Origin of the sequence: Bacillus cereus group sp. N11 (assembly GCF_016483605.1) — a bacterium.
GTDB classification, from domain to species: Bacteria; Bacillota; Bacilli; order Bacillales; family Bacillaceae_G; genus Bacillus_A; species Bacillus_A toyonensis.
Map to the genome: position 1 here is coordinate 195,491 of NZ_JAEHBN010000012.1, position 6,452 is coordinate 201,942.

The following is a 6,452-nucleotide window of genomic DNA, read 5'->3' on the forward strand; positions in this document are numbered from 1 at the left end:
TCATTACTTTTACACGAAAAAAGCTGCCGAAATCGACAGCTTCCCTTTAAGAAATTGTTAATAATTTTTTTTCAATTAACGCATCAATCGCAGAACAAATTGCAATCTTCACATGAGAATACGTTAATCCACCCTGTACATAAGCAACGTAAGGTGGACGAATTGGGCCATCAGCCGACAACTCAATACTTGCACCTTGAATAAACGTTCCTGCAGCCATAATTACATCATCTTCATAACCCGGCATATAGTTTGCGTACGGAGTGAAATGGGAATTAATCGGAGATGCATATTGAATCGCTTGACAAAAGGCAATCATACGATCTTTATCATCGAATTGAACAGATTGAATTAAGTCCGTTCTTGGCGCATTCCACGCTGGTGACGTGTTCATTCCTAACTTTTCTAAAAATGCCGCTGTAAAGATTGCACCTTTTAGTGCTTGTCCCGCTACATGCGGCGCTAAGAAGAACCCTTGGTACATTTCTTGTAAACTGTATAAAGATGCCCCTGCTTCAGCACCAATCCCTGGAGATGTTAAACGATATGCACATGCTTCAACATATTGTTCTTTCCCAACAATGTAACCACCAGTTTTAACGATTCCACCGCCTGGGTTTTTAATAAGCGAGCCCGCCATTAAATCTGCACCTACATGGCACGGCTCTTGTTCTTCAATAAACTCGCCATAACAGTTGTCAACAAATACAACTACATCAGGTTTAATTTCCTTAACAAACGAAATCATCTCTTTAATTTGAGAAATAGTAAACGACGGACGAGTAGCATATCCCTTTGAGCGCTGAATACCAATCATCTTCGTATTACTATGAATCGCAGCCGCAACAGCTTCAAAGTCCACAAGCCCCTCTTCCGTTAACGAAACTGCGTTATAACCGATATTATATTCTTTAAATGACCCTACACCTTTTCCGCGTACACCAACGATTTCCTCTAACGTATCATACGGTTTCCCCGTTATGTACAGTAGCTCATCTCCCGGACGTAAAATACCAAATAAAGCTGTTGAAATCGCATGAGTCCCCGAAATAATTTGCGGACGAACAAGACCCGCTTCCGCTCCAAATACATCAGCATACACTTTTTCTAATGTGTCACGACCAATATCGTCATATCCATAGCCAGTCGTTGGAATAAAATGCGAGTCACTAATTTTATGTTTACGAAAACTTTCTAATACACGAAATTGATTACTTTCAATCACTTCATCTGCACGTTTATGCACTTCTGTAATTTGACTTTCTACTTCTTTTACAATAGGAGCCATTTTTTCTCCATTTTTTAAACGATCAAACATTATCATTTTCTCCTTCTTCCACTAAAAATCTCTTTAACTGCCCATTATATGGCGAATAGGCAAATATATATCCTGTACAATTATATACAAATTTATCTTCCAGAAATTCCATCTTTGTTAATAGAGTTTCCGTCTTTAATAACGTTAACAACTTACCTTCACTCGGAGGAATCTCCACTTGATATGGATCCATTTCTTCCTTCATTTTCGTTTCTATCGCTTCTTTTATATGTAATAAATCGCTTTCTTCAAAAGCACTTGTCATTAAGAAGTCGCTTTTCGGAAACGGAATAAAATTTTGATGTAATGCATCTTTTTTATTGTATAACGTAATAATCGGAATATGATTAATTTCAAGTTCTGACAATAACTTCTTTACCGTTTTCTCATGCCCTACATAGTTTGGATCTGCAGAATCAACAACATGTAAAATAACATCTGCTTCACCAGCTTCTTCTAGTGTTGAACGAAAAGCTGCAATTAACGACGTAGGTAAATCTTGTATAAAACCAACCGTATCAGTTAGCAACACTGTATAACCAGAAGGTAACGGCATCTTCCTTGTTGTCGGATCTAACGTTGCAAACAATAAGTTTTCTTCAAACGTATCCGCTTCCGTTAATCTATTAAATAGCGTCGATTTCCCTGCATTTGTATATCCTATTAATGAAACTTGAAATACTTTATTGTCTTTTCTTCTCTCACGGTATCTTTTTCGATGTTCCACAACAACCGCAAGTTGTTTCTTTATTTCATCAATACGCGATCGAATATGACGACGATCCGTCTCAAGTTTCGTCTCACCCGGCCCTCTTGTTCCAATACCACCACCAAGACGTGATAAAGACAAACCTTGCCCCATTAGACGCGGCATTGTATATTGCAACTGAGCTAGCTCCACTTGAAGCTTACCCTCTCTCGACTTCGCACGTTGCGCAAAAATATCTAATATGAGTTGCGTTCGATCGATTACTCTTGCATCTAATACTGAGGATAAATTCCGAATTTGACTCGGCGTTAACTCGTTATTAAATATAATAACATCCGGCTCTAATTCTTCTGTTAACATTGTAAGCTCTTCTAATTTACCGTTACCTATATAAGTCACTGGATGAAACTTCGGTCGTTTTTGCGTTGTTGACACTAACACTTTCGCTCGCGCAGTCTTTGCTAACGATGCAAGTTCTTTCATGGAATGCATAAACTGTTCATCGTCATCTTGCTGTAATTGACAGCCTACTAATATGACTTTTTCTTTTTCTTCCATCAAATATGTTCACTCATCCTTTTCGAAATTTAAACCTTCTAATATAATAGCAGAGGAAGCACATTTCATCTAGTTAGCGGGGGAGAAAATTCATGGCATGGGAGATTTTTAGCATCATAGGCACAATCGCATTCGCACTAAGCGGAGCCATTGTTGCAATGGAAGAGGATTATGACATTTTCGGGGTGTATATTTTAGGAATGGCAACCGCATTTGGAGGAGGTGCCCTTCGTAATTTACTAATCGGTTATCCGATTGTCGCGTTTTGGCAACAAGACATGTTATTCCAAATCGCACTTTTATCAATGACAATTATTTTTCTTTTTCCAAATAAATTAATTAGACATTGGAAAAAATGGGAAAACATCACTGACGCTATCGGCTTATCAGCATTCGCCGTACAAGGGGCATTATATGCTCAAAAACTAAATTTACCCATTAGCGCTACAATCGTAGCAGCTGTTTTAACCGGTATTGGTGGCGGTATTATTCGCGATCTTTTAGCCCGTAGAAAACCTCTCGTCCTTCGAGCTGAAGTATATGCTTTTTGGACGATTCTAGCAGGCTTCTTAATTGGGGCTCAAATTATTGTTAGTGATTGGGCTCTTTACACCTTATTCATTTTAATTGTTTGCTTCCGCATGCTTTCTATTCATTACAAATGGCATTTACCGCATCGACGTATCGACACAAACGAACGTTCAATGCATAAATAGCAATTCTAACCTCTTTACATATCGTAAAGAGGTTTTTCTTTTCTAACGATTTTTTCTTTACTTAATGTTTATACTAATTTTTAAAGTGAGGTGAATACAAATGACAAACCACGTTAATAAAGGAGCTCAAAAAAGCTCAGTAAACCAATTTGGGCACGATTCTAATTCAGCACACGAAAAGAGCGCTAAAATGGAACGCTTCCATAAATCTCACCAAGAAAAAGAAAAAAAAGAATAAACGAACATATGCACAAAAAAACAGACGCACAGTTTATGTACTGTGCGTCTCCTCTTCCAACATTAAATCAACACTTGATATTCCAATTAAATCATACTTATCATACGTATCTTCTTGCAACAACCGCATAGCCTGTGTACGAATCGATTTTTCAACAATATTCCGCACGTATCGCCCATTACTAAACGATGTAATTTGCGACGAATACTTTACAGCATGTAAATGATCTCTAAATTTCCATTCCGCTTCCTTTGATAACTGGTATTCACGCTCTTCATACATTCTCTTCCCAATTTCCAACAACTGGTTTACCGAATAATCCGCAAACTCAATAATAAACGGAAAACGAGATTGCAGTCCTGGATTTAATGAAAGGAAGTGATTCATCTCTCTTGAATACCCAGCCAAAATCAATACAAAACCATGTTGTTTATCCTCCATATGCTTTACGAGCGTATCAATTGCTTCCTTCCCAAAATCCTTCTCTCCACCTCGAGCTAAAGAATACGCCTCATCAATAAACAAAATACCTCCCATTGCTTTTTTTATTAAATCTCTTGTTTTTTGAGCCGTATGGCCAATGTATTCTCCTACAAGATCAGCACGTTCCGCTTCAACTAAATGCCCTTTTGATAGAATATTCATCTCAAACAACAATTTACCTATCATTCTAGCAACTGTTGTCTTTCCTGTACCTGGATTCCCTTTAAACAACATATGGAGTACTTGCTTCTCAGATTTCAATCCCATTTCTTGTCTTTTTTTATTTACATAAATCCAAGCATATATTTCTTTTATTATCTTTTTTATATCATCCATCCCAACGAGTTTCCCCATCTCTTCTTCAATTCTTTGCAGCATCTCATGTTTAATTGTAGTTTCATTTGAAATTTCCGTTTTATTTTCTGATGCTGGTAAAGAAATTTTCTTTCGATGGTTTAACACAATATTAATTTGATTATTATTTTTCTTTCGCATCGATTGTTCCATACAATCACCTCATTTTATCCCGCAATTTGCAGGCAGTAAGACTCCCACCTCAAAATTCAGCAAATGCGAGGAAGTTAGGCGGGGGATAGCTGCCCGTAAATGCCCGATTGTTGTGGGCTGATAATCAACGGAGGATGAACCCCCCCACTGATTAAAGTTTCACTTTATCCACTCAACACATATTATTATTCCCGTCCTTCTTACAAATGCCTATTTTCAGAAAACTTTGCTATAATATAAGAAATAATTAAGGTGGTGGAACTATGGAGACAACGGAATTCCATGATACAATACAAGCCTTTTCTATTTTTTTATTGAATAAAGGCCGAAAAACCTCAACCATTAAACGTTATGTTTATGACATTGAAGATTTCGGACATTGGTTAGAAAAAAACAAAAAGCTCCCTTCCAGTAATATATGGGCTACACTTTGTACAAAAGACTACGAAGATTACTTTTCTGACTTAAAAACGAATCGACACTACTCAGAAAAGACGATGCATCGTGTATTTATTGTACTAAATAGAATGAATCATTTCCTAAACATCCCTAATCCATTAAAGAATATGGAAATTTCTATTCAACCAGATCGCGCACTACGAAATGAAGATTTTATTTCATCTAATGAAGAAAAAAAATTAAAGCGTATCGTCACTTCATTGGAAGGACTATCAGAAAAACAACGTCCTGTACGACCTTTATTGATGGATCGTAATATCACTATTTTAAACCTATTAATTGACTACGGTTTATCCCTACAAGAGCTTACAGCACTAACTATGTATCACGTTCACTTTGAAACTAATACATTATCTATCCCAGCAACCGCAGGAGTAGAAAGAACGATTACATTAACAAAAGAAGACAAAAAGCAATTATACACATACTACAAAAGCATCCCTGAACCCGTTCGTCCAAAATACCATAGTAATGACCCACTGTTTGTCGCATTCGATTTTAATCGTGGAACATACAGATGGGTATACGAAAATGATTCACCGAAGGGATTAACAGAAATCGCTATCCAAAAAATGATTCGCCTTGAAGTAGCTAGAGCTAATTTACGCAAAGGAATCTCAGGACAACACTTTCGTAACACCTATATTTTAAACTTAATAAAAAAAGAAACGCCGGAATCAGAAATTATAAAACTAGCTGGATTCAAATCAAAAGTTTCACTAAAACGATATTATAAATACGCAGAAAATAGAAAAAACGCCTTATTGTAAGGCGTTTTTTCTATTTTTTCTTTAAACAAACGATTTTATTATGACCATTTAACTAATTTTTGCATCTACTATGATGAGTTTCATTCACATTCTCATTAGAAAGGAGCGATTTAATGTCTCGTTATGACGACAGTCAAAACAAATACTCCAAACCATGCTTTCCAAGTAGTGCCGGACGAATCTCAAACACACCATCCATCCCAATTTCTAAAGCACAAATTAGAACATTTCGAGCGATTATTAACGATTTAATTAAAATAATTCCAAAACTTTTCGCCAATCCATCTCCTAAAAACATCGAAGATTTAATTGATACATTAAACCTACTAAGTAAGTTCATCTGTTCGCTAGACGCTACTTCCTCCCTGAAAGCGCAAGGATTAGCTATTATAAAAAACTTAATAACTATATTAAGAAATCCAACCTTCGTAGCAAGTGCTGTATTTGTTGAACTCCAAATTTTAATTAATTATTTACTTTACATTACAAAGTTATTCCGGATCGATCATTGTACACTCCAAGAACTCCTTAAATTAATTGCAGAGTTACAAACTACTCTAGTTAATTCAGCTTCGTTCGGCAGAGGGCCTACTGGGCCTACTGGACCTACTGGACCTACTGGACCTCGAGGTAACACGGGCGCTACCGGTGCTACTGGACCTACTGGACCTCGAGGTAACACGGGCGCTACCGG

7 protein-coding genes are annotated in these 6,452 nt (G+C 36.9%); 4 read left to right on the plus strand and 3 right to left on the minus strand.

Translation table 11 applies throughout. The annotated features are described in order from the left end of the window. Window positions 1–46: 46 nt before the first annotated feature. Complete coding sequence (locus tag JDS98_RS20200) at window positions 47–1,318, minus strand: methionine gamma-lyase family protein (protein WP_000460315.1); 1,272 nt, start codon at window positions 1,316–1,318, stop codon at window positions 47–49. Next, entirely contained in the window at window positions 1,311–2,585 is a 1,275-nt protein-coding gene (hflX, locus tag JDS98_RS20205) for a GTPase HflX (RefSeq protein WP_199634252.1), read from the minus strand. Before hflX ends, JDS98_RS20200 begins: the two co-directional genes overlap by 8 nt. Before the next feature lie 92 nt (window positions 2,586–2,677). Between hflX and JDS98_RS20210 the strand changes: the two genes are divergently transcribed. Both JDS98_RS20210 and JDS98_RS20215 read left to right on the plus strand, forming a co-directional pair. Next, window positions 2,678–3,301, plus strand: coding sequence for a trimeric intracellular cation channel family protein (locus JDS98_RS20210; RefSeq protein WP_000312269.1), 624 nt, complete (start codon window positions 2,678–2,680; stop codon window positions 3,299–3,301). Between the two features lie 100 nt (window positions 3,302–3,401). Next, entirely contained in the window at window positions 3,402–3,539 is a 138-nt protein-coding gene (locus tag JDS98_RS20215) for a hypothetical protein (RefSeq protein ID WP_000181509.1), read from the plus strand. A 33-nt stretch (window positions 3,540–3,572) separates the two neighbouring features. On the opposite strand, the gene spoVK is transcribed toward JDS98_RS20215, so the two are convergent. Beyond that, complete coding sequence (gene spoVK / locus JDS98_RS20220; RefSeq protein ID WP_000438193.1) at window positions 3,573–4,529, minus strand: stage V sporulation protein K; 957 nt, start codon at window positions 4,527–4,529, stop codon at window positions 3,573–3,575. A gap of 263 nt (window positions 4,530–4,792) precedes the next feature. On the opposite strand from spoVK, the gene JDS98_RS20225 reads away from it, so the two are divergent. Together JDS98_RS20225 and JDS98_RS20230 are read left to right on the plus strand one after the other, a co-directional pair. Next, window positions 4,793–5,758, plus strand: a complete 966-nt coding sequence (locus JDS98_RS20225) for a tyrosine-type recombinase/integrase (RefSeq protein WP_000450334.1) — start codon at window positions 4,793–4,795, stop codon at window positions 5,756–5,758. Between the two features lie 113 nt (window positions 5,759–5,871). After that, a partial coding sequence (locus tag JDS98_RS20230; protein WP_199634253.1) for a collagen-like repeat preface domain-containing protein occupies window positions 5,872–6,452 on the plus strand: 581 nt, incomplete at its 3' end.

Excerpts from the sequence above, each read along its gene's own strand:
- JDS98_RS20200 (WP_000460315.1), bottom strand. The coding sequence starts at position 1,318 with ATGTTTGATCGTTTAAAAAATGGAGAAAAAATGGCTCCTATTGTAAAA.
- hflX (WP_199634252.1), bottom strand. The coding sequence starts at position 2,585 with ATGGAAGAAAAAGAAAAAGTCATATTAGTAGGCTGTCAATTACAGCAA.
- JDS98_RS20210 (WP_000312269.1), top strand. The coding sequence starts at position 2,678 with ATGGCATGGGAGATTTTTAGCATCATAGGCACAATCGCATTCGCACTA.
- JDS98_RS20215 (WP_000181509.1), top strand. The coding sequence starts at position 3,402 with ATGACAAACCACGTTAATAAAGGAGCTCAAAAAAGCTCAGTAAACCAA.
- spoVK (WP_000438193.1), bottom strand. The coding sequence starts at position 4,529 with ATGGAACAATCGATGCGAAAGAAAAATAATAATCAAATTAATATTGTG.
- JDS98_RS20225 (WP_000450334.1), top strand. The coding sequence starts at position 4,793 with ATGGAGACAACGGAATTCCATGATACAATACAAGCCTTTTCTATTTTT.